Raw genomic sequence first — 23,507 nt, 5'->3', positions numbered from 1 at the left:
AAGTCAAGGATAATATATGACACATTATCATGATATTATATGTCGGTTCTTTATTCTATGTGATGAAAGAGGGCTAACTATAAAATTTTTTCACCATGGCCCCCCATAAAATATCTGCTATCATAAGTATAAAATATTCTATATTATCATATTGATATACGTCATCGGCATAATGCATATTTTTACGTTTGGTAGCTTCATCCAATGTCATGTCCAGAAGATTCTTTAGCAGGTTTTCTAGCTGCGGTTGATTTAGATAAGGATTCATTTGTGATAGATGAGTTGAAAGTGTTTTGGCATTATCATTAAAAGCCTCCATGTTTTTGGCATAGGATAAGGTATTGCCCGCTATAACATCTTCCACCAAACCGATACTAAGTCTAATATGAGTTCGAAACAAATCCTCAAAGATATCAGTTTCTTTCCCATCGTAATAGATTCGAAATAGTCTTGCCAGCTGGATAGGTGTTTCATATATCCGATTTTTAATAACTTCCTGGTCATTAAGGCCGGAAACTCTGCTAACGATATAAAACCGCATCCACATGGTGTAATCCGTGAAATATTGCCGTAATACATTTCGAAGATCCTCTTTTGAATAATATCCGGTACGATTATTGTTATCCAAACTGATACCTCAATAGAACTTATTTCTATGGGATATTTATGTAGGAGTGCTGGTACAACATTCCATTTTTATAAGAAAGAGCAATTTATCAATTCTGCTGCATATAATGGTCTAATATTATAAGAAATAGGAGGAGAGAGATTATGAAATATCAAGCATGTGAAGAGCTATTAAAAGAAGCACTACTTACGTATTTGCAGAATGGTGGGTCCCTGGTAGATGCTGCATTAAAGGATATTCCGAAAGAATACATATATGAATTTGATGAAAAATATCCTGAAGATACAAAAAAGCAGTTAATCGATAAAGCACACCGTGCAATGAGAATGAAAAAGGACCTTCCGGAAGGTATACGATTAGTTCGTGTGATTTTGAAGAAATAATGAATTTCCGGAAGAAACGTACTTATGATTTTTAAACCTATGATAACAGAAATTATAAATAAAACTAAAAATTAAGCTATTATCGGATTTATTCGGAAGTAGCAGGTAAGTAAGACATGCTATGAAAAAGTTATTACAACACTGGGAACATGTAAGACAACAAAATCCTACAGAAAATATTGCGGGTTCATAAAGAATCTTTCATTAATATAGAAGTATTAATGGTGTAGCAGAAGATAAGAAAGGAGGAGGGGCTGTTGCCAACTTATTTATGCGGAAAGTTAACAACGGCCCCTTTTATGAAAAAAATTATTTAACCAAGAATTCTCTTGTTTCTACACTTATGATTATATCGTTCATATATGTATATACTTTGAATAGAGTTTAAATATATTATTAATTTTTTTTAGACACATTTTAGACACAATTATCGCATATAATAGCTATTGTAATTTGTTTAGTTAAACTCGAATGTCTGCAAACCATAAAAATCCTATATTCGGGGTTGTACTGGTTTCGACGGGGGTTTTGAAGTTGCGGAAGCCATTCGCGGACTAGGACCGCGTCATCAACTTAGAAATTAAATTTAAACGCAGACGAAAATTTAGCGTACGCTGCCTAATGGCAGCTGTCGACCTTAAGCTTCTTGCGGCTTAAGACCTCGGCATCAAATTAGCAAGGCACTTTGTCCTCAAAGCTTTGAGAGGATAAAAGAAACATGAAGCTACCAAAGTCATGAGCCTGTCAACCGGCGCTTGACGGAGGGAACAGCAGGTAAGACCTGCATAAATGATTGACTGTAATGGGAGATGCTGCAATGAATGGGCTTTCGGACAGGGGTTCGATTCCCCTCAGCTCCATGCGTAAAGCCTCTGTCTGTATAGATTTCTATATAGGCAGGGTAAATTAATATTTTCCACATAAGTTCTGATGATGCGTTTTTGCTCTTCAGGACTTTTTTCTTTGATATGAATATCATTCATCAAGTGTTCTCTTAAAAACTCCCTGGGGGGTATTTGCACTTTTAGTTGTCATACATATCAGTTCAAGCGGCAGAAAAACGGCAAAAATGATACTACGTATTTATTTACACTTGTCTATTTCTTTTTTTAGTAAAGCTATTTGATCTTTTAGGTCTTGAATGTCATTATTAATCTGATCATTTTGTGGATTGCAACTTTGTAAAGCTTGTTCTTGAGCAGAGGCTGTTAACATTGTTTGACCAACACTTAATAAAAAGTTCCCGATTGCACTTTGCTGATCAATACTTAGGTCATCTAGTAATAATAAACCAAATATTGTTGCCAGCACGGAAAATTGCTTTGGAGGCAATGAAAGCAAACATGAATTATCACAAGTTTTTTCGTTGGTACTCTGATCAGAATTCGAATTATTACTCATATTGCTTAGACCTTTCGTAGTATAAAAAATAGACTAATCTACATTAATATATTCACTGTAAGGGTAAATAAAACCTATTAGCTCTCTTTAAATTATTGAATTATCAGCAAAAAAAAACTTGTAAAGGAGAAAATAAAATTAACGTACTTTAATGACTGAATATTGATAGTTGGTAAAATAAGGGGTATAATATAAATATGTTTCTGAAAGGAGATTCATATGATAGGGCTTTTGATATTCGGAATTATATTTATTGTATTAGGTGTATATGCCTCAACAAAGGGAAGCATTCCGCTTTTGAAACATTATGAAGGCGTAAAAGACATAGCTTTACAATCACGAATAAACGGCGCTTCCATAATTGGTATAGGATTAGTTCTGATAAGTGATTATTTTATTGAATTTCAATCAGGTATTTTAATTGTTGCACTTTTAGCAATAGCAGCAATAGCGTTGGCATTACAAGTTGTCTTGAAAGCGATATGATGATTTTATCCTGTATATGTACTACCAGCTATCAAATCAGTTGGTAGTTTTTTTGTAATCCAAATTAAGGAGGTAAACATGAGTGAATATAAAAAATTAACATATAAGCAGTTAAAAGTGATAGAGAGGCATATATTGTTATAAAGCTGTATTAGTGGTGAATCATGGAAACAAAAAGTTATACAATTTCATTTTTTGGACTTGACCCCCAATATTACACGAATGCTATTATTGGAGATATATGGAATGCGGAAGCAACTAGAGTTTATCAAGAAACCGGTATTAGCATTACTGGAGAGGTACATGACAGATATTTTGTTAATCCAGAAATTGGAGAACTTAACGGTAGCATTATTTTTTTGATTGAGAGTAAGAAAGTTCCCGATGAAGAAGCAACTGACCAGGATTACTGGAATGCATATAGGGAAGTTGCTGAAAAAGTTAGAGCTAGATTGGGAAATCCTAGAATGAATCTGACAGAAGAGACAATTAATATTACCTATTTTGAAAAAATTTGATGTAAGCCGCGGTGGTAGAAATACCACTTGACTAAAAAGTATACAAGCAATTCAGGGGAGCTTACTTTATAGACACGTTTGAAATATAGGATTTTCTATTTTAAATTCATTTTAGAGAGATGCTTTATTATTTAGGACCTCTTGTATATTATATAAATTAATGGTAATAATGGACATATGTTTAGAGGAGAGACAATATGAATAAGCCAATAAAACAAGAAATAGTATCACAGATATTTAGCATATTACTTTTTGGAGGATTGATATATTTCTGGGTGGAAGATAGAAATCTTGGAAAGTCAATACATACAACGGTTGTTTATATTATATTTGTTATAATAATTGATGTTATCCGATTTTTGAAAAGAAAGAAGCAACATTAATAGTATAATCCAGAGCCTTATGGTTATTTTTAGCACTGTGGTTTTGTTATAGTATGGTAATCTTTCAGCTTCATAAGAAAAGGATTTGAAACCAAGTGTTTCAAATCCTTTGTTTTTATTCATCGATTATAAAGGTAAAACAGTCTTTTTGAATTCATGGTTTAAAACTTGCCCCATAGAATTATAGATTGCGGAAGCTCCGCAGAATATTCCTACATATCCTGCAAGGGTATGTATGGATTCTACACCGGTAAAGTTAGCAAGTGATAGCAGGAAGAATAAAACAGTAAGAGAACCGAATACTATCTGGCTGGCACGGTTATGCTTCAATGTTCCGATAAACATAAAAAGTGTGAATACACACCATAGACCTAAGTAGAAGCCCATGCTTTTTGAGTCAGCAGCTTCAATTCCTTTAAAAGGGTTAATCCAGATTAAAATCAAGGACCACCAGAAGAAACCATAAGCTGAGAAGGCTGTTGCACCAAAGGTGTTATTTTTCTTGAATTCCATAATGCCAGCTATAATCTGAGCGGCACCGCCTAATGCAAACCCCATTGCTATAATAACAATGGATAGAGGGATAATTCCTGCATTGTGAAAGTTAAGCAGACAGGTAGTCATTCCGAATCCTAAGAGTCCAAGTGGAGCCGGATTGGCAATACTAGAGGGAGATGATTGGGCTGTTGGTGTTGACTGGATTGTTTGAGATGTTTTAGTTGACATTATTTGAAAAATCCTTTCGTATATTGTATATGCGAAAACGCACCTGGCATATAATATCATCTCTTCAATGAAAATACAACATAAATTTGTTGAAATTGCTTGTTTATTTTCGGCATAAGTCGAATTATAGTTGATATTTTGGGGATTCATAGAAATACTGGTATATAGAATAGAATTAATCTTATTTAACTGACAGGGTATATACTTGAAACACTTCCTGGCTAGAATGTAAGAAAGAGGGATTGACCAGGAATTAATAAGCATAGTATGATAGAATATCAGCTTTTGGTGAAGGAATTACTGTCACTGAACAAAATAAATTATTGCGAAAAACTACAAGGAGATGCAAAGAGACAAATGAAAGAAACCGTATTATTATTTAATATACCTTTAAGAGAATCAAGGCTAAAAATAGGGAAAGCCTTACTGCCGTTAAATGTAACTGTAAAGGCTGTTGAAAGTAAGTATTACATGGAAAGTATCGGGTATTTGGCAGGTTATAAGGAAATGCCTGCAGCAGGAGGCACTTATGACGGAAATGAATTAGAAGGTGAAATGATAGTAATGGCAGGTATACACAGCGCAAAAGTAGATTTGGTACTGGCAGCGCTCAGAAAAGCAGGGATCCCAAAATCCTGTCTGAAGGCAATTCTGACCGATACCAACCGGTTCTGGAGTGCTCCAAGGCTTTATGAAGAATTAAAAAAAGAGCACGATACCATGAGTGGAATCTAGCATAGCTGTGTCTTCTTCCGATTGTTTATTATTCTTAGTATAGGTTGATAATATGTTAAGGAAGTTAGGAAACTGTGGTTTTGTCTTTGGAATTATACCATTCCTTTCATTCGCTTGCCATGCGACTTGAAAAATGTTGCGGGAGGTAGTACAATGGCAGAAAGTTCATATACTAACAGTTAAAGGAAGGAAGGAGTCATGAAGACCTTTATAAAAAGACTGCTGCAGAATATAACTATGGTCTTATTGATTCTGGTGGCTTTAAAGGATATTGCAATAGCACTGCCGATCAGAAGACACAGCGGCCTGCATCATATGATAATAGGAATACAAGCACCTTCTCAGATGCAGCCCAGGGGGATTCTTCCCTTTCTGTCCGGTACGCTTATGCTGCTCTTGGCGTACAGATTATATAAAAGAGTACGTTTGGCCTGGATTATTGAAATCATTGCGTTAACGGTAGGCTTAACTTACCATCTGGCGAGACACCAGGTACTTCCCTTTCACACAGTTCTGGCAGACATCTTTGTACTTACGGTATTGGTAGCATCTTATAAGGATTTTGCAAGAAGCAGTGATCGAATAACCGTTAAACGTGCCATTGGATTTATTCTATGTTCCTTTTTTCTGGTGCTGTCTAATGCAGCCATCGGATTATTCTTGCTAAAGGCAGATATTCGGAGCATTCACTCTATTTATGATGCCATCTACAGTTCTGTAAAGCTTTTAGTATTAATGGATACCGATAGCCTAGGTATGAAAGGACAAGCAGGGAAGTTTTATGGCGACACTCTCATAATTATTAACTGGATATGCATTATGGCATCTGCTTTTCTATTGCTAAAGCCTCTTGTATATAACCCTATTATCAACAAACAAGGAAAGCAAAAAGCACGACAATTAGTATTAAAATACGGTGATAATCCTATGGCTTACCTGGCCCTGGAAAATGATAAAAAGTATTTCTTTGGCAGCAGAATCGAAGGAGTATGTGCTTACAATTTGGCAGGAGACGTATTTACCGTGTGCGGGGATATGATATGCGATGAGAAAGACGGGCTGCTTTTCTTATGGGAAATAACTGATTTTTGCAGAAAAAATAATTATGATACCCTATTCATTAATATAACGGATAAATTTTCTTCCCTTCTTAAGATGGCAGGCTTCGGAATTATAAAGTATGGGGAAGATGCCTGCTTTTTACTTGAGGAGTATAATTTAGCCGGAAAAAAGGCGGCAAAGGTCAGAGCTGCTATTAATCATGCTAACAAAGAAGGGATAATGGTCTTTGAATATACCCCCCAAGAGAAGAGAGATCATTTGATTGAAAAGCAGATGCAATCCATAACAGAAGAATGGCTGCAGCAAAAAGGCGGCATGGAAATGGGCTTTATGCTTGGTGGTATGGGGTTGAATGAACCCATGGACAGAAGGTATTTTTATGCAATTAATACAGAAGGAGAGATGTTAGGATTCGTAGTATTCCTTCCTTATATGAAAGGTAAGGGATATCTTGCAGATGTTACCAGAAGGAGAAGCAATGCTCCTCAAGGTGTATTGGAGAAAATTATTTATGATGCCTTTATGGTAATGAAGGAAGAAGGTGTTCTTTGGGGCAATATGGGACTTTCACCCTTGTATAATATCCCTAATGAGCCTGGCTGCAGCTTTACGGAAAAAGTTTTTACTTTTATCTATGAAAATATGAACCAAACCTATGATTTTAGAGCTTTGCATCATGCTAAATTAAAGTATGGACCGACAGATTGGCAGCCCAGATATCTGGCCTTCAATCCAAGACCATTTTCATTAAATTTTGGTTATGCTATCTTAAAAGTACAGATGCCCAAGAATATGTTTAAGACAATACTGCCCAATCTGCTGAAGCTGGATAAGCAGCAATAATTTAGGAGAAACAACAATCGCAATGAGCTAAGAAGTAAGAATACCAAATCAAACATATAAAGGAGGAAAAGTATATGAAAGTTATTGCAATCAATGGAAGTCCAAGAAAAAAGGGAAATACAGCAGAACTGTTAAAACGAGCTTTAGAAGGAGCAGAAGAAAACGGAGCAAAAACGAAGCTTTATCATCTGTATGATTTGGAATATACAGGCTGTGTAAGCTGTTTTGCCTGTAAGAAGAAGGGGAATGACTGCAAGGGACTTTGCGTTGTAAAAGACGATTTAAAGGATGTTTTAGAGGAGATTTTAAAATGTGATGCTCTAATAATTGGATCTCCGATTTATTTTTCTGATGTAACAGGTGAAATACGATCTTTTCTTGAAAGACTTCTCTTCCCTATATTATCCTATAAGGAGGGAGAAAGAGAGCTCTTAAAGAAGAGCATTCCCTCAGCATTTATCTATACCATGAATGTTCCCAAAGAACACTATGAAATGGCTTATAAAACATTAACTGAAAAAAACCAAAACATTATCGGGGGATTATTAAGGGCAGAGTCTAAAATATTAGTGTCCTGTGATACCTATCAATTCAAAGACTATGATAAGTATGACGCTACTCGTTATTCCATAGAGGAGAAAGAAAAAGTAAGAAAAGAACAATTTCCGCTGGACCTTCAGGAAGCTTTTGCGATTGGAAAACAGCTGGCGGTAAAATTATAATTTTGATTAAGTTTTAAATAAATTGTCGTATAAAGTATATCTAGGAAAATTGACGGAAAGCTTCTGCTGTGTTATCATAAATTCTTGAGGAAGAGGCAGATTGAATTAATTGCTTCTTTTAGAATAATAGGGAAGAACAGAACAGCGAAAGCTTTGGTATTACAATAATTTTCGCTGCTAACGGGAGTCAATAAGAGGAAGGGAAACAGTACAATATGAAAAAAAATCAGATTACAATTTTAGTTGTTTTAATTATCCTGATTGCTGTAGTAGGGATAGGCGCTGCGATAAGAAACGGAAGGACAGGCTCTAGTGCGGGAACAGCGGGTTATAAGGCACAGCTGGCAGAACCTAAAAAGGGAGATACCGTAGCAGAAATCGTGGTTAAAGATTTTGGTTCCATCCATGTAAAGTTCTTTGAGAAAGAAGCTCCTAAGGCAGTGGAGAACTTTACTACCCATGCAACAAAGGGGTATTTTAATGGATTAATTTTTCACAGGGTTATAGATAACTTTATGATTCAGGGCGGGGATCCTACTGGAACCGGTACTGGCGGAGAAAGTATCTGGGGCGGTGCCTTTAAAGATGAGTTCTCAGATAATCTACAGCCTTACAGAGGAGCACTTTGTATGGCGAACAGCGGCGCGGATACGAACGGAAGCCAGTTCTTTATTGTTCAGGATAAGGATACTTATGATAAAGCCACGCTAGATTCTCTGGCGCAGCAAACAGGAGTTACTTTGAGTGAGGATGCGATTGAAGGCTATAGTAAAGTTGGCGGTACCCCTTGGCTCTATCGTGCTCATACTGTTTTCGGCCAAGTATATGATGGTATGGATGTTGTTGATTCCATAGCGGCAACGAAAACCGGTGAAAATGATAAGCCTGTAACAGATGTTGCTATCGAGAAGATTATTGTTTCAAAATATGGTGAATAAATATACTCTTTAAAGCTTGAATGAAACAGCAGCAAGCAGAGATAATAATAAGGACTGTCCTATGAGGACAGTCCTTATTATTATCTCTGAAAACATACTTTTTTCATAAATTTCTGTTATAATTATTACATAGATAGAAAAAGTGCGGATACATAATAGAATTGGAATGGTAGGTTAAGTCAGTTCCGGAAAAGAGGTTGAGGATTATGGAAAAATTGAGAGTTTTGGTCGTAGATGATGAAAGCAGAATGAGAAAACTGGTTAAGGACTTCCTCAGTAAAAAGAATTTTGAGGTATATGAGGCCGAGAATGGGGAGCAGGCTGTCGATTTGTTTTTTAATACGAAGGAGATATCCTTAATCATTCTGGATGTTATGATGCCGAAGATGGATGGCTGGCAGGTATGCCGTGAAATCAGGCAGTATTCTAAAGTACCTATTATCATGCTCACTGCCAAGAGCGATGAAAAGGATGAACTGTTGGGATTCGAGCTTGGAGTAGATGAATATATTTCAAAACCTTTTAGTCCCAAGATACTTGTTGCAAGAGTAGAAGCAATTCTTCGAAGAACCAACATTCTGGAAGAGGGTGTGACGGAAATTGGTGGTATCGTGTTAGATAAGGCCGCTCATATGGTTAAGATTGATAATGAATCAATTGATTTAAGTTTTAAGGAATTTGAACTCCTGACTTATTTTATTACGAATCAAGGGGTTGCATTGTCTAGAGAAAGAATACTAAACAATGTCTGGAATTATGATTACTTCGGTGATGCCAGGACCATTGACACCCATGTAAAGAAACTAAGAAGCAAAATGGGTGCAAAAGGTGATTATATTAAAACAATCTGGGGTATGGGCTATAAATTTGAAGTAGACTAAAAGGCAGACTGGAAATGAGGTAAGACCTGTTATGAAACAGAAGGCAAAGACATATTTTAATAAAGATTCTATCAGGGTAAAGCTTACTTTAACGCTTACAATACTGATAGTTGCAACAATAGGAATACTATGGGTCTTAAACAGGACATTTCTGGAGTCCTATTATATCAAAAGCAAAGCAGAAAGCCTCGGGAAAACCTATACGGACCTGAAAGAAGTAGTTGATAATACAGAAGACACCGATGTATTAGCAGAAACATTAACTTTAAAATTAATGAAATATAGTGAGAACCGTAATATTTATCCTTATATATTTACAAACGGTAGATTATTTTATAAAAATGGATGGGTTTTATTGGTTGATACACCAAATGCCCTTCAAAAACGAATAGATCAGTACAAGCGGCTGGTTTTTTCGAATGGTGGTAAACGTATCGTACTGAATAAGAGTTATGATATTTTTGAGGACTATGATCCTACTCTTGATACAAAGAATCTGGTATTGGTCGGAAATTCCAATGACAAAGGGAGCAGTGTAATTATATTAACTACTACCCTTGAGAGTATGCGTGAGAGTGTAAAAGTAGCAAATCAGTTTCTAGCTTATGTAGGGTTAGGTGCAGTAGCCATTTCTATTCTGGTCATGCTATGGATCAGCAAACGTTTTACAACTCCGATTCTCCAGCTTGCCGGAATTGCAAAAAAGATGAGTGACCTGGACTTTGATGTAAAATATAATGTTAAAACACAGGATGAGTTAGGGGAACTGGGCAGCAGTATTAATACCTTGTCTGAGAGACTGGAGAGTACCATATCCGAGTTAAAGAAAGCAAATAACGAATTACTTTCAGATCTTCAGAATAAAGTACAGATAGATGAAATGCGAAAAGATTTCTTATCCAATGTTACCCATGAGTTAAAAACACCTATTGCACTTATTCAAGGCTATGCAGAAGGTTTAAAAGATAACATTAACGACGATGAGGACAGCAGAGAATTTTACTGCGAAGTTATCGTAGATGAAGCTCAGAAGATGAATACCATGGTTAAGAAACTCCTCTCCTTAAATCAGATTGAGTTCGGCAACAATCAGCCGGGTATCGAACGGTTTGACCTTACGGCCCTTGTGACTTCTGTTATTCATTCAACTGAGATTCTTATGGAACAAAAGAAAGTAACATTGCATTTTGTGCAGACGGAACCTTTATATGTATGGGCAGACGAGTATATGATAGAAGAGGTACTTACTAACTATGTCAGCAATGCCTTAAATCATGTGGAAGATCCAAGAATTATAGAAATAAAATTTATCCAGAAACAGGATGTTGTTCGAGTGGCAGTATTTAATACCGGTATTCCCATTCCGGAAGAAGATTTAGAGAATATCTGGATTAAATTCTATAAAGTTGATAAAGCCAGAACCAGGGAATATGGCGGAAGTGGTATTGGATTATCTATTGTTAAGGCAATCATGGATTCACATAATCAAAAGTGCGGAGCAATTAATCATAGCAACGGAGTTGAATTCTGGTTTGAATTGGATACGAAGGCTCAATAGGAAATCTGTCATAGATTAGCGTAAGTTTAAAAATTTTCATTGCCCATTTTTGTAAACAGTGGTATGATATATTCACATATACTTACTAAGGAGGACAATGAGTAAAAGTTTAACTTTTACTCCCCCTGAATATATACGCGTGCTAAAGTACGCAGATGGGAGCCAACTATGAAAAAAACATTCTTAGCGCTGGTTATGGCATGTGGTTTATTATTGACAGGCTGTGCGCAGCTAACAGAGTTATCAGATAAACAAAGCGATGTAATAGCGGAATATATGGCAGGTTCTGTATTAAGATATACGGATAATTATATGGAAGGTCTGATTTATCCGGATGAAAATGCAAATAAAAAAACTGCAGATAAAAATACATCCTCTGCTACTGCAGTAGATACTGCGAAGGACACAGGAAGTGATGTAAATAACAATGAAACAAATAGCAGCAGTCAGAATGAAAATGTATCAGATAAAGATGCATCAGTAAAAGATAACAGCACGGCTAATACTGCGAAGGAACCTAGCAGTTTAACTTATCAGGAATTTTATAAGATTCTGAGCAATAACAACTATCAGGTAAAATATTCTGGATATAAGTTCTATGATTCCTACGCCCAGAGAAATGACTATTTTACTCTGCAGCCTTCGAGCGGAAGTAAGCTTTTGGTAGTATCTTTTAAGGTCAGCAATATAGCCAAAAAAGCAGTTACATTGGATTTAGGACAGTTACATATAGGTTATAAGCTGCATTTAGCGAACGGAAAAACCTATAAACCAATGGTTACGTTGCTGGATACAGACTTAAATTATATTGATTATACTTTAAAAAGCGGTAAATCAGATGTTGCGGTATTAGTATTTGATGTGCCTGAGAATGTTAATAAATCCGGGCTCGCTCTAAGCATTTCACTAAACGGACAAAATACAGAAATAAATTTGAATGAATAATGGAATTCCTTAAAGGAGCATAGCAATGATTTATACAGAAAAAAAGCGGACGAAGTTATTTGGACTGCCTCTCACATTTACCTCTTATACCATATCTGATGAGAAGATAACGATAACCAGTGGGTTTTTGAACATTACTGTAGATGATGCCTATATGTATAAAGTTCAGGATGTGAAGCTTACGAAGAGTTTTTGGGAAAGATTCTATGGATTAGGTTCCTTAACCTGTTACACCGGAGATACCACCCATCCGGAATTAAGGATTCTGCATATAAAAAAGGCGTCTGAAATAAAAGAATTTTTATTGACAGCTTCAGAAGAGGCCAGAAGGAAAAGAAGAGCATTGCATACAATGGAAATATAACATTAACAAAGGGACGAGCTTTTTAGCTTGTCCTTATCTGTGTGCAATACCTAGCCTTTAATCCATTGATACTTCACCAGTTAGGAAGCAAACGAGTCTGCAGGCTTACAAATAGATAATATAAAACTGCCGAAATTAATCTCATGGAAAAGATTTCTTTCGGCAGTTATGTGGTGTATCGACACCTTTATATATAATATGGGGGAGGAGAAGGTGAAGCTAATAATAAAACTTTGTTTCACTTTCTAAGAATATTATAGAATAAATTTATGAGTAAAGTATGAAGATAATAAAAATAAAATGTGAACATTTATCTCGAAGGTAAGAACGGAGTTCTAAACACTATGAATTATAAGCTACTTGCAGATACTGCCATGCTGGCAGGCGAAATCATGTTAATAAGCGGTGCAGAAACCTACAGGGTTGAAGATACAATGAGCAGAATTCTAAAGACTTCCGGGCTTGAGAAAACAGAAGCCTTTGTAACTCCAACCGGTATCTTTTTGTGCCTTGATGATACAGCAATCGATAGCATTACTCTTGTGAAGAGAGTGGAAAACCGTGTGACTAATATAGCCTATATATATGAAACCAATAATGTCTCCAGAAATTTATGTTCCGGTATTATAACTATAGAAGAAGCCTTTCTGGAACTCAAAAGTATTAAGACCAGGAAGCAGTACAGTAACTACCTGATTTATCCATGCACGATAGTTGGTTCTTCTGCGTTTACCATTCTTCTTGGCGGTGATCTGCTAAATAGTATTATAGCAGGCTTAAATGGAGGATTCATTGTATTAGTTACAATCCTTACTATGAAATTGAATATAAACACCTTTATAAAGAATCTGACAGCTTCTGTCTTAATTGCTCTAAACAGTATGATATTCCTGCATTATATGGGAAGCTATATTCAGCTGGATGCATTGATTGGTGGTTCTATCATGCCCTTGCTTCCGGGAGTTGCTATAACCAATGCAATTAGGGACACATTACAGGGAGATTATATGTCAGGGGGAGCAAGAGCAATTGAATCCTTTGTCCTGGCAGCTTCCAGTGCAGTGGGTATTGGTATAGGAATAGCACTTTATTCTTGTCTGACAGGAGGTGCTATCCTATGATGTTTGCACAGGTAGTAGGAGCTTTCATTGCAGTCGTTGCCTTCGCTGTTATCATTGGTGTACCTAAAAAATTTCTCTGGCAGGCAGGTCTTGTAGGGGCAGTGGGCTGGTTTGTATATCTGTTGTTAGAGCCGACGGGGTTAAGTGTACCTGGACGTATGTTTTTTGCTGCGCTTATGGTAGCCTTGATATCCCATAGCTTTGCAAGATTGTTAAAGACTCCGGTTACATTATTTCTTATTGCCGGTATATTACCGTTGGTTCCCGGAGTCGGTATGTATCGTATTGTTTATAACCTGATAACCAATAACAATTCTCTGGCAGGTCATTACATGAATGAAACCATTCAGACTGCTGGTATGATAGCTCTTGCTATTTTTATCATGGATACCATATTCAGGGTATTTCAGAAGAAGGGATAAAAATTGGGAATAATCCTTTCTTGCAATATAAATCAAAACCAGCTAGAATATAATAGGTATTGTGAATTAATGAATACCTCATTCATATAAACTTGGAAAAGTATGTTTGATAGTATGGAAATTAAGTAGTAATTTCCACTCCATAGGATGGTTAGAAAGAAACATTTATTTACAGGAGAAGACATGAGAATTGGATTAGTAAGACATTTTAAGGTAAATTGTCCGCATAAAAAGATGATGACCTCGGAGGAATTTCGTGAATGGTCTGAGCATTATGAAAGAGCGAAGGTTATAAAAAATAAAGTTGAAATGTATGGAAGTAAGTGGGATATCTGTTATGTAAGTGATCTTCCAAGGGCAATAACGACGGCGAAAGAAGTTTACAGCGGACATTTACATATAGACAAATTACTTCGGGAAGTTGATAATGCTCCTTTTATACATACAGAAAGAATAAAACTGCCTTTTGAAGTATGGCATGTATGCGGCAGGCTTGCTTGGTATTTTAAGTCAAAAAGCCAGCCGGAATCCAGAGAAGGGACCAGAAAGCGTATAAATGAGTTCCTGGATAAAATTGATTGGTCACAAGAAAATATTCTGATAGTATTTCATGGCTTCATGCTATATAACTTTCAAAAAGAGCTTAAAAAACGAGAGTTTACAGGAGAAAAAATAAGACGGGTAAAAAATGGAGTACTATACCAGTATGTAAAAGAAGACCCTATAAGAGAAACTTCTATGCCTGAACTGGGAGAAACTGAAATATCATAAGGTGAAGCATAGGCAGGAAGGCTGGCAGTTAAAATGAAAATTACAGTAATAGGTGTCGGTAAGATAAAAGAAAATTACCTGACTCAGGCTATCTTAGAGTACTCTAAAAGATTAAGCAGATATACAAAGCTGGAAATCGTGGAAGTTTCTGATGAAAAAACTCCGGATGGTGCCAGCGAAGCGGAAGAACTGCAGATTAAACATATGGAAGGCGAAAGAATCTTAAAGCAGGTAAAGGAGGGTTCTTTTGTCTTTGCACTTGCTATTGAAGGAAAGATGTATGATTCTGTAGAATTTGCCGAGCAACTTGAGAAGCTGCGAACCAACGGCAAAAGTCATCTTACGTTTATTATTGGAGGCTCACTGGGTTTGAGTGAAGCAGTTATTAAAAGATCCGATGCTCTTATCAGTTTTTCAAAAATGACATTTCCCCATCAGTTAATGAGGGTTATTCTATTGGAACAGATATATAGAGCTTACCGTATAACTGCAGGCGAGCCCTACCATAAATAAATAAGAGTCTTGTCAGGATTTCAAGGATTATAAGCGGCAGGTTGGTTATAATACTGACCTTGCCGCTTTTTTTGCTGTTAAAAGGAATTCCTCTTTTACAAAAAGCAGGTGTTATTATTAACCCATCTGCCTTTAAACTTACACCAAATGTAGCTGCCTGAAAACAGATAGATAGTATAATGGAACAGACCGCAGGCAAGGTCCGAAGAACTTATCTGCAGTCTGAAGTATTATTCTATATTTGGTTTATAGAAGGCTCGTTTTATTTGATGAGCTAACTTTGAAATAATACTAGCAGAATATGATATGCTGTATCAAATTCTTAGAGCAATTGTTTAGCAGACACAGCGGTTATCTCTAATACTCTGCTTAAGAAAGGGAATTTCTCTTTCATACGCTCGAAATCTGCTCCGGATTCTAGAAATTTTGCAGTTCCTTCTAATAAAAATCCAGTCCCCTGATAATTATTGTATCCTTCAACCTCTCTGCTGCCCAGGGTTACTTTCACTTTATTATTCTGAGAAACATCTGCTTGCGTACTGCGCATGCCTGCTGCCGGAATTAAAATTCGCTCATCCTCCGTTATAACTAAATAAGAGTTCCAGGTGTTCGTTACATGGGGTTCCTCTGTTCCCCAGGATACAATTGATACTACTCCTTCGTGGTTTATAACATCATGAAATTTGTCTGTAAACATTACTTTATATCCTCCTGAGATTTATTAACATAACACATATGAGAATTTCTGAAAGAAAAACGATATGAGTAATAGTTTTTCTTTATACAGATATTACAGATAAGTGTTATCTGTAATTTGAATTATACAATGAGTTTTTAATATTGTCAATGTTAAAGTATATTGCGGATAAATATTATCTATAATAATGGAATAGATATTGACTAACAAAAAATAATAAAGTATTATGTGGGAAGATTATATCGTAATATGAGAGGATGATACGAATGCAATTTTCGATAGGCGTTGAGTATGCATTGCATTGTTTATTATACATGATAGATGTTCCGCCGGGAAAATCAGTGGGAATTAAGGATTTAGCAACCTATCAGGGGGTTTCGGAAACCTATCTGTCAAAGGTATACACAAAATTAAGGAAAGCAGGAATTGTAAAAGCCATTCCCGGGGTTAATGGTGGGTATGCTCTGGCACTGGCACCAGAAAACATAAGCTTTTGGAATGTGATTGAGGCAGTAGAAGGATCCTCTCCAATGTTTCAATGTGCTGAAATCAGGCAGAATGAGCTCCTTCTGGATAAGAATAATCTGCCGGATTCCCATACGAAATGCCCTTGTTTAATAAAAGTCGTAATGCTGGAAGCGGAAGAACAGATGCGGCAATATCTGAAAAATAAGACATTAGAATGGCTTCATGCTCAGGTTAAGGATAAATTACCGAAAGAGCAAAGGGAAGCGACCATCGAATGGTTCACCCATACAAAATCGAAGCTGACTTAATACATCCCATAGGATATTATCATCGAAGGGGAGTGAGCGAATGTTTATTGGAACGGAGAGAATTATGAATATATATTTAATAAGACATGGCAGACAGAGCAGTCCACTATGCAATGTGAATGTGGATTTAGCGGAAGAAGGGAAAAAACAAGCCCATCTTCTTGGCAGACGCCTTAAAAGTTACAATATTGACGCGCTCTATTCCAGTAATCTGATAAGAGCAGTGGAAACAGCGGGAATCTTAAACGAATATCTGAAACTTGACCATATCATTCGGGAGGATATTCGGGAAATATCCTTTGGTTTCCTGGAAGGCAAGTCAAATGATGAAATTGAAAAGGAATTCGGAGATTTTAAACGAAAGCAATTGTTATTACAAGAGGATCTTCCTTATCCAGGGGGAGAATGCGGCAGGGAAGTATTTGACAGAGCTATGGAGACAGTGGGAGAAATTATACACTCAGATAAGTCCAATGTTGCAGTTGTGACTCATGGGGGGGTTATCAGGGCTTTGGTATCAGGGTTATTGGGACTAGATATGAGTAAAAAGCTGTTGCTTGGAATATCACTTGAAAATACCAGTATAACACATCTGGTTTACAGTAAGGACAGAGAGCGGTTTTATCTGCAGCGGTTTAACGATTATGCCCATCTGGAAGGGCAGGACGAATTGTTAAGAGTTAATCTATAAGTCTCCGAAAAAATATTCTTAATTTTGAATAAAAATACTTGAATTTTGAAAAAAACATGGTACAATACTAGCATTAATATAAGTTTTTTTAAATAATTATTAAGTGTCTTCCATTCGTAAGGGAAGTCTCAGTACCTTTTCCTGACGTATTTTTATAGAGCTATGTGATTGGATAGATACATATTGTAGTTTGAAAAGAGAAGTATAATTCAAGTAAAATTTTACGAATATTCAATTCTGTTGGATATTCAGGAAAGAGGTTAAGATGAAGAAAATTGTATGTTTACTATTAGCAGCAGTGACGGCTGTATCTTTAGCCGGATGCGGTAAATCAAATGACAATAAGTTGATTGTGGGTACCGAAGCAGGGTTTGCACCTTATGAATACATGGAGGGTGATAAGGTAGTAGGTATTGATATGGATATTGCACAGGCAATTGCAGATTCTATGGGGAAAGAACTTGTAATTAAGAACATGGATTTCCAAGGAGCTCTTGTAGCAGTACAAAAGGGTAAAGTTGATCTTGTGGCAGCAGGAGTTTCTGTTGATGATGAACGTAAAAAGAAGATGGATTTCTCTCATGAGTATGTAAACTCTACTGAAGTGGTCGTAGTTAACAAGGATGCGGCTACGGTAACCAGTGCAGCGGACTTGAATGACAAAATTGTAGGTGTTCAGGAAGGTAATATTGCTGATTTCTATGTATCAAATCCGGATAATGTAACACCAAAGGATATCAAAAGATATTCCAAGTTCGTTCAGGCTGCGGAAGACCTTAAGAATAATAAAATTGATTGTATCGTAATGGATCAATATCCCGCAAAGGAACTGGTTGCATCTAATGATTCTCTTGTAATCATAAAGAAAGACGATGGTACTGATGACGTGCTTTTCGAAGATAAATATGCGATTGCTGTTAAGAAGGGAAATCAGGAACTTCTTGACAAGATTAACAAAGTTATTGACCAATTGATTGCAGACGGTAAGATAGAAGAATTTACTGCAAATCATACGAAAACAAGTGGTCAATAAATAATCTAATTATTATTTATAAATTAAAAGACATAATAATTAGCAGCAGCCAAGGTACTATTGTCTGCTGCTAATTATGCGTAAAAAAGGAGAAGAAACTTTGAATGCAATTTTTGAGTGGTTTAGTAGTGTAGGCCAAAGCTATTATGATTCATTTATTACAGAGCATCGATATATGTCATATTTACAGGGATTAGGGAATACCCTGCTGATATCATTAATCGCTTTGATGATTGGCGCTTTCCTTGGAATATTGGTAGCAGTAGCACGTTTTTCTACCGGAAATATTAAAGGGCTGAAATGGATAAAAAGCCTTTGTAATTTATATGTAACTGTAATTAGGGGTACACCGGTTCTATTACAGCTGTTAATTATCTATAACATGGTGTTTACCGCCAGAGATACCAATGAAATAATTGTTGCCGGTATCTGTTTTGGTATTAACTCAGGTGCTTATGTGGCAGAAATTGTGAGAGCCGGCATAGAATCCATAGATAAAGGACAATATGAAGCAGGGCGCTCCCTTGGTTTAAACGGCAATCAAACAATGTTTACAATTATTATGCCTCAGGCAATCAAAAATATTTTACCTGCTCTTGGCAATGAGTTTATTGTTCTGATTAAAGAAACCTCCGTAGCAAGTATTATTGCTGTTACGGATTTATCAAAAGCAGCACAGTATATTGGCTCCAGAACCTATGATGTTATACCGCCTCTTATGATTGCTGCAGTATGCTATCTTATCATGGTTTTAGGTTTTACAAAGCTGTTACGTTTTATTGAAAGGAGGATGGACCAAGGTGATACAAACTAAAAATCTTAAAAAGCAATTCGGCTCCCATATCGTATTAAATAACATCTCAGAAACCATAGAAAAGGGAGAGAAGATTGTTGTTATCGGTCCTTCCGGTTCTGGTAAATCTACATTTCTGCGTTGTCTTAATCTCCTTGAGGTGCCGGATGGCGGTGAAATATGGTTTGAAGGAAAGAATATCTTAGATCCTAAGAATGATATTAATATATTAAGAAGGAAAATGGGAATGGTATTCCAGCAATTTAATTTATTCCCTCATAAAACAGTAAAAGAAAATATTACCTTAGCACCTATAAAGCTTGGTGTGATGAATAAAGAGGAAGCTGATGTAAGAGCTGCCGAGCTCCTAAAGCGTGTAGGGCTCCCTGAAAAAGCAGACAGTTATCCAAAACAGCTATCCGGTGGTCAAAAACAGAGAATTGCTATTGCCAGAGCCCTTGCAATGAATCCGGATGTAATGCTTTTTGACGAACCAACTTCGGCACTGGACCCTGAAATGGTTGGAGAAGTATTAGAGCTTATGAAGGAACTAGCTGCAGATGGTATGACCATGGTGGTAGTAACCCACGAAATGGGTTTTGCCAGAGAGGTTGGGACCAGAGTTCTCTTTATGGATCAGGGGATGATTATGGAGCAAAATAGCCCTCAGGAATTCTTTGGCAATCCTACAAATCCAAGACTGAAAGAATTCTTATCAAAAGTGCTGTAAGAAAGGACTCCATGAATCAGATTACTAGCAGTTTCTCCTAAATGATAAAAATTCTCAATAAAAGTATTGACAAGTCAGGTCGTATTCTTTTATATTTCTATATATAGATGTATTAGTTAGTATTTTTCTGATTAACTACAAGATATATAAATTGCCTGCAAGGCACAGTTGTATAGAAGATAATTATGCCCTTCTGATATTAACATACAAGAGTGCATATGCAAGTTTAGGAGGAAATTCATGAGAGAAGAATGGAACGGTTTTGCACCTGGAAGCTGGATGACAGATATCAATGTCAGAAGCTTCATTCAACATAATTATACACCCTATGAAGGAGACGGCTCTTTCTTAGCCGGTCCTACCGATAGGACGAAAAAGCTTTGGGACAAAGTTCTGGAGCTGATGTTAGTGGAAACAGAGAAAGGTGTTGTAGACGCAGAAACTACAAAACCTTCTACCATAACAGCTTTTGGAGCAGGATATCTGGATAAAGAAAATGAAATTATTGTCGGCTTTCAGACAGATAAGCCTTTAAAGAGAGGCATTATGCCTAACGGCGGAATCCGTGTGGTTAAGAATGCGCTGGAATCCTATGGATATAAGCTGGATGAGAGAACCGAAGAAATCTACACCCATCTCAGAAAGACCCACAATGACGGTGTTTTTGCAGCTTACACTGATTCTATGAGAAAGGCAAGACACACCGGAATTATTACAGGCCTTCCGGATGCTTACGGAAGAGGCCGTATCATCGGAGATTACAGAAGAGTAGCATTATATGGTGTAGATGCTCTAATTCAGGAGAAACAAGACCAGAAGAAGCTTCTTGAACGTAATACCCTGGAATCACCGGAGATCCTGTTAAGAGAAGAAATCTCTGAGCAGATCAACGCCCTGAAAGAGTTAAAAGCAATGGCAGCAAGATATGGCTGTGATATCAGCGGTCCTGCAAAGAACTCTCTGGAAGCAACTCAGTGGACTTATTTTGCTTATCTTGGTGCTATTAAGGAACAGGACGGAGCTGCCATGAGTCTTGGTAGAGTTAGTACTTTCCTTGATATTTATTATGAAAGAGATTTAAAGAACGGTTTGATTACAGAAGAGGAAGTTCAGGAGATCGTTGATCAGTTCGTTATGAAATTACGTATGGTGCGTTTCCTTCGTACTCCATCCTACAATGATTTATTCTCCGGAGACCCTACTTGGGTAACAGAGGCCATCGGCGGAATGGGACTTGACGGACGTACGCTGGTAACCAAGAGCAGTTTCCGTGTGCTTCATACCCTTTATAACCTTGGACCGGCACCGGAACCGAACCTCACAGTATTATGGTCAACATTTCTTCCTCAGGCATTTAAGGATTTCTGTGCCAAAGTATCAATTGATACAAGCTCCATCCAGTATGAGAGTGATGATATTATGAGAGATGTATGGGGCGATGATTATGCGATTGCCTGCTGTGTATCTGCTATGAGAGTAGGAAAGCAGATGCAGTTCTTCGGAGCACGTGCTAACCTTGCCAAAGCTCTTCTTTATGCTATAAACGGCGGTAAGGATGAGAAGACAGGAGAGCAAGTCGGACCTATGTTTGAACCGGTAAGGGGAGAATATCTGGATTATGATGAGCTGCTGCTTAAGTTTGACCAGACACTTGAATGGCTGGCTGAATTATATATTAACACCTTAAATGTTATTCACTATATGCACGATAAATATAACTATGAGAGACTGCAGATGGCTCTTCACGACATCTCAATTCTGCGTACGGAAGCTTGTGGTATTGCCGGCCTCTCCGTAGTAGCTGATTCCTTATCCGCAGCAAAATACGCAAAGGTTAAGATTATCCGTGATGAAAAAGGTCTTGCCGTAGATTATGAAATAGAAGGCGAATATCCTGCATTCGGTAACAATGATGACCGTGTGGATCAGATTGCGGTAGAGCTGGTAGAAAGATTTATGAACAAGCTTCGTAAGTTCAAGACTTATCGTAATGCGAAACAGACACTTTCCGTTCTTACAATTACATCAAACGTTGTTTACGGTAAGAAGACCGGTAATACACCTGACGGAAGAAAGGCAGGAGAACCTTTTGCACCAGGTGCGAACCCTATGCATGGAAGAGATAAGAAAGGTGCTGTTGCTTCTATGGCGTCTGTTGCAAAGCTTCCTTACAGACATGCAGAGGATGGTATATCCTATACCTTCTCCATTGTACCAAAAGCTTTAGGAAAGAATGAGACAGAGAGAGTCGGCAATCTTGTAGGACTTTTAGATGGATTCTTCTTCGATAAAGGACATCATATTAATGTAAATGTATTTGACAGAGAGACACTCATGGATGCGATGGATCATCCGGAAAAGTATCCTCAGCTTACTATCCGTGTTTCAGGTTATGCTGTTAATTTCGTTAAATTAAGCAGAGAACAGCAGCTTGACGTTATCAACCGTACTTTCCACGAAAGGTAATTAGCGGCAGTTTAATTAAACTAAATATACAAGATGAGGGGTTTGGTTCCATGAAAGAAGATTGGTATTTTGTCAGGCAGACAGGATTCAATTCGTCTGCAGTGGTCTCAAACCCCACATTTAACAATAGGTTCTATACGACAAGCAAAGCGGAAGGAGTGAGCCACTATGGCTACAATAGGAAGAATACACTCAGTAGAAAGCTGCGGTACAGTAGACGGGCCTGGCGTCCGATTTGTGGTATTTATGCAGGGATGTCCACTAAGATGTCAATTTTGCCATAATCCTGATACCTGGGATACGACAAAAGGCACGGAATATACACCGGATCAGCTTATGAATGAGATTATTAGATACAAATCCTATATGTCATTTTCGGGGGGAGGAGTAACCTTTACCGGTGGTGAACCCCTTTTACAGGCTGATTTTATACTGGAAATGAGTAAAAGATGTAAGGCGGAAGGCATATCGGTGGCAATTGATACTTCCGGATATGTATTCTCTGAAACGGTAGAGAAAGTTCTGGAATATGCAAATTTAGTACTTTTGGATATAAAGAATTTCGATCCCGTTGTTTATAACAATGTTACAGGGGTGGAATTAGCACCGACTCTTAAATTCTTGGATTATACGAGAGAGAAGGAAATCAATACCTGGATTCGTTATGTATTAGTTCCGGGATTGACGGACAATCTGGAAGGTGTCAAGGGTTTGGCAGCACACCTTGAAAATTATCCGAATATCACAAGAATAGAGGTTCTTCCCTTCCATAAGATGGGTGAATACAAGTGGCAGGCATTGGGATACGAATACAAATTGTTTGATACCAAAGAGCCGGATAAAAAGTTACTGGAAGAAGTGAAGGGGATTTTTCGTACTTCCGGAATACCCCTTGCAAATTAGCCAAGATTAAAATGGCTC

The 23,507-nt window shown here is 37.2% G+C and carries 27 protein-coding genes and 1 other RNA gene; 24 read left to right on the top strand and 4 right to left on the bottom strand.

Annotated features, from left to right (window positions below):
- Positions 1–73: 73 nt before the first annotated feature.
- Positions 74–628 (bottom strand): hypothetical protein, encoded by a 555-nt coding sequence (locus bsdcttw_RS17750; RefSeq protein ID WP_185256157.1) that lies wholly within the window; start codon positions 626–628, stop codon positions 74–76.
- A 143-nt stretch (positions 629–771) separates the two neighbouring features.
- On the opposite strand from bsdcttw_RS17750, the gene bsdcttw_RS17745 reads away from it, so the two are divergent.
- Both bsdcttw_RS17745 and ssrA read left to right on the top strand, forming a co-directional pair.
- The gene (locus tag bsdcttw_RS17745) at positions 772–1,011 is read left to right on the top strand and encodes a hypothetical protein (protein WP_185256156.1); all 240 of its coding nucleotides are present in this window, start codon (positions 772–774) and stop codon (positions 1,009–1,011) included.
- 501 nt (positions 1,012–1,512) lie between these two features.
- Positions 1,513–1,874: a transfer-messenger RNA gene (gene ssrA, locus bsdcttw_RS17740) on the top strand.
- 220 nt (positions 1,875–2,094) lie between these two features.
- Here the strand turns inward: ssrA and bsdcttw_RS17735 are convergent.
- A complete protein-coding gene (locus bsdcttw_RS17735) occupies positions 2,095–2,412 on the bottom strand; it encodes a hypothetical protein (RefSeq protein ID WP_185256155.1) in 318 nt (105 codons plus the stop codon).
- Positions 2,413–2,631: 219 nt separating this feature from the next.
- Here bsdcttw_RS17735 and bsdcttw_RS17730 point away from each other — a divergent pair, with 219 nt between their 5' ends.
- From bsdcttw_RS17730 to bsdcttw_RS17720, 3 genes are all read left to right on the top strand, one after another.
- Positions 2,632–2,898 (top strand): hypothetical protein, encoded by a 267-nt coding sequence (locus tag bsdcttw_RS17730; protein WP_185256154.1) that lies wholly within the window; start codon positions 2,632–2,634, stop codon positions 2,896–2,898.
- 164 nt (positions 2,899–3,062) lie between these two features.
- Positions 3,063–3,416, top strand: coding sequence for a hypothetical protein (locus bsdcttw_RS17725; protein WP_185256153.1), 354 nt, complete (start codon positions 3,063–3,065; stop codon positions 3,414–3,416).
- Positions 3,417–3,613: 197 nt separating this feature from the next.
- Positions 3,614–3,799 carry a hypothetical protein gene (locus bsdcttw_RS17720; protein ID WP_185256152.1) on the top strand — a complete coding sequence of 62 codons (186 nt, stop codon included), beginning with the start codon at positions 3,614–3,616 and terminating at the stop codon, positions 3,797–3,799.
- A gap of 126 nt (positions 3,800–3,925) precedes the next feature.
- Here bsdcttw_RS17720 and bsdcttw_RS17715 read toward each other — a convergent pair whose 3' ends face one another.
- On the bottom strand, positions 3,926–4,525 hold the full coding sequence (locus tag bsdcttw_RS17715) for an acetate uptake transporter (protein WP_185256151.1): 600 nt from the start codon (positions 4,523–4,525) through the stop codon (positions 3,926–3,928).
- 267 nt (positions 4,526–4,792) lie between these two features.
- On the opposite strand from bsdcttw_RS17715, the gene bsdcttw_RS17710 reads away from it, so the two are divergent.
- The 12 genes from bsdcttw_RS17710 to rlmH all read left to right on the top strand — a co-directional run bounded on the left by bsdcttw_RS17710 (position 4,793) and on the right by rlmH (position 15,400).
- Complete coding sequence (locus bsdcttw_RS17710; RefSeq protein WP_185256150.1) at positions 4,793–5,260, top strand: DUF3783 domain-containing protein; 468 nt, start codon at positions 4,793–4,795, stop codon at positions 5,258–5,260.
- Positions 5,261–5,458: 198 nt separating this feature from the next.
- Complete coding sequence (locus tag bsdcttw_RS17705; RefSeq protein ID WP_185256149.1) at positions 5,459–7,165, top strand: bifunctional lysylphosphatidylglycerol flippase/synthetase MprF; 1,707 nt, start codon at positions 5,459–5,461, stop codon at positions 7,163–7,165.
- A gap of 74 nt (positions 7,166–7,239) precedes the next feature.
- On the top strand, positions 7,240–7,887 hold the full coding sequence (locus tag bsdcttw_RS17700; RefSeq protein ID WP_185256148.1) for a flavodoxin family protein: 648 nt from the start codon (positions 7,240–7,242) through the stop codon (positions 7,885–7,887).
- 215 nt (positions 7,888–8,102) lie between these two features.
- A complete protein-coding gene (locus bsdcttw_RS17695) occupies positions 8,103–8,825 on the top strand; it encodes a peptidylprolyl isomerase (protein ID WP_185256147.1) in 723 nt (240 codons plus the stop codon).
- A gap of 206 nt (positions 8,826–9,031) precedes the next feature.
- Positions 9,032–9,706: a response regulator transcription factor gene (locus tag bsdcttw_RS17690; protein WP_185256146.1), complete on the top strand. Its 675-nt coding sequence runs from the start codon at positions 9,032–9,034 to the stop codon at positions 9,704–9,706.
- A 31-nt stretch (positions 9,707–9,737) separates the two neighbouring features.
- Positions 9,738–11,264, top strand: coding sequence for a sensor histidine kinase (locus bsdcttw_RS17685; protein WP_185256145.1), 1,527 nt, complete (start codon positions 9,738–9,740; stop codon positions 11,262–11,264).
- A gap of 168 nt (positions 11,265–11,432) precedes the next feature.
- A complete protein-coding gene (locus bsdcttw_RS17680; RefSeq protein ID WP_185256144.1) occupies positions 11,433–12,209 on the top strand; it encodes a DUF4352 domain-containing protein in 777 nt (258 codons plus the stop codon).
- Between the two features lie 25 nt (positions 12,210–12,234).
- Positions 12,235–12,573, top strand: coding sequence for a PH domain-containing protein (locus bsdcttw_RS17675; protein WP_185256143.1), 339 nt, complete (start codon positions 12,235–12,237; stop codon positions 12,571–12,573).
- A gap of 344 nt (positions 12,574–12,917) precedes the next feature.
- A complete protein-coding gene (locus bsdcttw_RS17670; RefSeq protein ID WP_185256142.1) occupies positions 12,918–13,694 on the top strand; it encodes a threonine/serine exporter family protein in 777 nt (258 codons plus the stop codon).
- Entirely contained in the window at positions 13,691–14,116 is a 426-nt protein-coding gene (locus bsdcttw_RS17665) for a threonine/serine exporter family protein (protein ID WP_330602240.1), read from the top strand. The genes bsdcttw_RS17670 and bsdcttw_RS17665 overlap by 4 nt, the downstream gene beginning before the upstream one ends.
- A 183-nt stretch (positions 14,117–14,299) precedes the next feature.
- Positions 14,300–14,887: a histidine phosphatase family protein gene (locus tag bsdcttw_RS17660; RefSeq protein WP_185256141.1), complete on the top strand. Its 588-nt coding sequence runs from the start codon at positions 14,300–14,302 to the stop codon at positions 14,885–14,887.
- 33 nt (positions 14,888–14,920) lie between these two features.
- Positions 14,921–15,400, top strand: coding sequence for a 23S rRNA (pseudouridine(1915)-N(3))-methyltransferase RlmH (gene rlmH / locus bsdcttw_RS17655; protein ID WP_185256140.1), 480 nt, complete (start codon positions 14,921–14,923; stop codon positions 15,398–15,400).
- Between the two features lie 322 nt (positions 15,401–15,722).
- On the opposite strand, the gene bsdcttw_RS17650 is transcribed toward rlmH, so the two are convergent.
- Complete coding sequence (locus bsdcttw_RS17650) at positions 15,723–16,097, bottom strand: pyridoxamine 5'-phosphate oxidase family protein (protein ID WP_185256139.1); 375 nt, start codon at positions 16,095–16,097, stop codon at positions 15,723–15,725.
- Positions 16,098–16,363: 266 nt separating this feature from the next.
- Between bsdcttw_RS17650 and bsdcttw_RS17645 the strand changes: the two genes are divergently transcribed.
- The 7 genes from bsdcttw_RS17645 to pflA all read left to right on the top strand — a co-directional run bounded on the left by bsdcttw_RS17645 (position 16,364) and on the right by pflA (position 23,489).
- Positions 16,364–16,873: an RrF2 family transcriptional regulator gene (locus bsdcttw_RS17645; protein ID WP_185256138.1), complete on the top strand. Its 510-nt coding sequence runs from the start codon at positions 16,364–16,366 to the stop codon at positions 16,871–16,873.
- Positions 16,874–16,937: 64 nt separating this feature from the next.
- The gene (locus bsdcttw_RS17640) at positions 16,938–17,564 is read left to right on the top strand and encodes a histidine phosphatase family protein (protein ID WP_185256137.1); all 627 of its coding nucleotides are present in this window, start codon (positions 16,938–16,940) and stop codon (positions 17,562–17,564) included.
- A gap of 265 nt (positions 17,565–17,829) precedes the next feature.
- Positions 17,830–18,597 (top strand): transporter substrate-binding domain-containing protein, encoded by a 768-nt coding sequence (locus tag bsdcttw_RS17635; protein WP_185256136.1) that lies wholly within the window; start codon positions 17,830–17,832, stop codon positions 18,595–18,597.
- A 175-nt stretch (positions 18,598–18,772) separates the two neighbouring features.
- Positions 18,773–19,411 carry an amino acid ABC transporter permease gene (locus tag bsdcttw_RS17630; RefSeq protein WP_225903877.1) on the top strand — a complete coding sequence of 213 codons (639 nt, stop codon included), beginning with the start codon at positions 18,773–18,775 and terminating at the stop codon, positions 19,409–19,411.
- The gene (locus tag bsdcttw_RS17625; RefSeq protein ID WP_185256134.1) at positions 19,398–20,120 is read left to right on the top strand and encodes an amino acid ABC transporter ATP-binding protein; all 723 of its coding nucleotides are present in this window, start codon (positions 19,398–19,400) and stop codon (positions 20,118–20,120) included. Before bsdcttw_RS17630 ends, bsdcttw_RS17625 begins: the two co-directional genes overlap by 14 nt.
- Positions 20,121–20,360: 240 nt before the next feature.
- Positions 20,361–22,586 carry a formate C-acetyltransferase gene (pflB, locus tag bsdcttw_RS17620; protein ID WP_185256133.1) on the top strand — a complete coding sequence of 742 codons (2,226 nt, stop codon included), beginning with the start codon at positions 20,361–20,363 and terminating at the stop codon, positions 22,584–22,586.
- A 168-nt stretch (positions 22,587–22,754) separates the two neighbouring features.
- The gene (pflA, locus tag bsdcttw_RS17615; protein WP_185256132.1) at positions 22,755–23,489 is read left to right on the top strand and encodes a pyruvate formate-lyase-activating protein; all 735 of its coding nucleotides are present in this window, start codon (positions 22,755–22,757) and stop codon (positions 23,487–23,489) included.
- Positions 23,490–23,507 lie beyond the last annotated feature (18 nt).

The sequence above is a fragment of the Anaerocolumna chitinilytica genome (genome assembly GCF_014218355.1).
GTDB classification, from domain to species: Bacteria; Bacillota; Clostridia; order Lachnospirales; family Lachnospiraceae; genus Anaerocolumna; species Anaerocolumna chitinilytica.
Note: the sequence above shows the minus strand (reverse complement) of the source record. Positions and strands in the feature narration are given on the sequence as shown.